General features: G+C 40.4%; 1 protein-coding gene. It reads left to right on the forward strand.

From position 1 onward, the window contains the following. Positions 1–73: 73 nt before the first annotated feature. Positions 74–2,352 (forward strand): lamin tail domain-containing protein (locus ACT9TX_RS18275; protein WP_481340525.1); only part of this gene is annotated, 2,279 nt, incomplete at its 3' end.

Consider the following 2,352-nt stretch of genomic DNA (forward strand, 5'->3'; position numbering starts at 1 on the left):
TGTGTGGTGGAAATCCTGAAAAACTAAATGAAGTTTTATTGTGTAACACCTCATAAATATCTTTCGTACACCTGTGGGTATAGCACCTACAACAGGTAATGGTGCTGGCGGGGGCGAATTCATTGAACTATTTAATAGAGGTAGTGGCAGTATAGATATAAGCTGTTACGTAATTATATTTACTGGTTCAAGCTCTGTACAAGCATGGACGATTAGTATTCCCTCAAATACAATCTTAACATGTGGTCAATATTATTTGATTGGCGGTGCTGGAAACGCACCTTCGCCAAATTCTACTTGGGTAAATACTACTGTGGGTGGAAACTCTTGGATTAATAACTATGCTGCTAATGGTATAACAACAATTACATCTGCAAATGGATTAAATATAAATGCTGCAAAGTGCAGTGGTAAAGGTAATTTGCCGCCAGGTAATCTTGCTGATGCGCAAGGTCAAGTTAGTTTATTGACACCAACAGGTACTTTAGTAGCCTCTGTTTCCTATAACTCAGGTAATTATACAAGTATTTATTCTGGGAGTTTTTCTAATCCTACTACTAACTGTATGGCGCTAAGTCCAATTCCTACAATTCCAAATTCTACATTTAATGTTAATAGTTCATTTTCTGGATCAAGTACTCAAGGGCTATATTTAGATTTAAACGGAAATTATCAAATTGAAACTACTTTAACACCAGGTAAATCTAATGCTCTAAATACTGCTGATGGTGCCACGCAGATATCTTCCAATTGTTGTATTAGCCCAACTGTTACAACACAACCGTCCACTACGGTACAAAACTTATGTTTAAATGTGCCATCAACTAGTTTAACACTTATTGCAACTGCTGGTACTGGTACAATTAGCGGTTATCAATGGTACAGTAATACAACTAATAGTAATGCTGGTGGTACATTAATAGTTGGTGCAAATTCTGCCAGTTATTCACCACCATCTAATGCGATTGGTACTAGGTATTATTATTGCATAGTAACTAATACTGGTGGATGCAACGTTACTAGTAATGCATCGGGTGCTGTAATTGTAACTGCGCTACCATCTGTACCTACCATTACCACTATAGATCCTACTTGTATAGCAAGTGGTAGTATTACTGTTACAAGCCCTACAGGTGTAGGTTTCACCTATAGTAAGGATGGTACTAATTTTCAAACAAACCCGGCTTTTACAACTGGCATTGCTGCTGGTAATTACACTGTTACTGTAAAAAATAGTAGTGGTTGTACCAATACAGCATCTGCTACTATCAATTCTGTACCATCTGCACCTGCAATACCAGTATTTATTGTTACACAGCCAACTTGTACGGTTGCCACAGGCAGCATAGCGGTAACAACGGTAAGTGGTATTACCTATAGTATAAATGGCACAAATTTTAGTGCGATACCTTCGTTCATTAGTTTAGTACCAGATACTTATACAATTACTGCAAAAAATGCGAGTGGTTGTATTACCACAACAACAGCAGTTGTGAATGCACAACCAACAACACCATCAGCGCCAACTTTAGCCGTAGTAGACAATTGTGGTAACTCTACCATTACAGCGAGTGGCGTTACAGGCACACTTGTATGGAGTGATGCTAGTACAGGTAACCCGAGAACAGTAACAACAGCCGCAAGCTATAACGCAACCCAAACATTAAATGGCTGTACTAGTGCGGCAAGTAATAGTGTAATAAGTGCACCTAAAACGATACCAGTGGCCCCAACTTTAGTCGTAGTAGATAATTGTAGTAATTCTACCATTACAGCGAGTGGCGTAACAGGTACACTTGTATGGAGCGATGCTGGTACAGGTAACCCGAGAACAGTAACAACAGCCGCAAGCTATACTGCAACCCAAACATTAAATGGCTGTACCAGTGTAGTAAGTAATAGCGTAACGAGTGCGCCAAAAACGATACCATCTGTCCCAACTTTGGCTGTGGTAGATAATTGTGGTAATTCAACCTTAACAGCAAGTGGCGTAACAGGCACACTTACTTGGAGCGATGCAGGCACAGGTAACCCAAGAACAATAACAACCGCAGCAAGCTATACGGTTACCCAAACAATAAATGGCTGTACTAGTGCGGTAAGTAATAGTGTAACGAGTGCGCCAAAAACGATACCAGTTGCGCCAACTTTAGCGGTAGTAGATAATTGTGGTAATTCAACCCTAACAGCAAGTGGTGTAACTGGCACACTTACTTGGAGCGATGCAGGCGCAGGTAACCCAAGAGCAGTAACAACCGCAGCAAGCTATACGGTAACCCAAACAATAAATGGCTGTACTAGTGCGGTAAGTAATAGTGTAACGAGTGCGCCAAAAACGATACCAGTTGCGCC

This window comes from Parasediminibacterium sp. HNIBRBA5674, assembly GCF_056745525.1.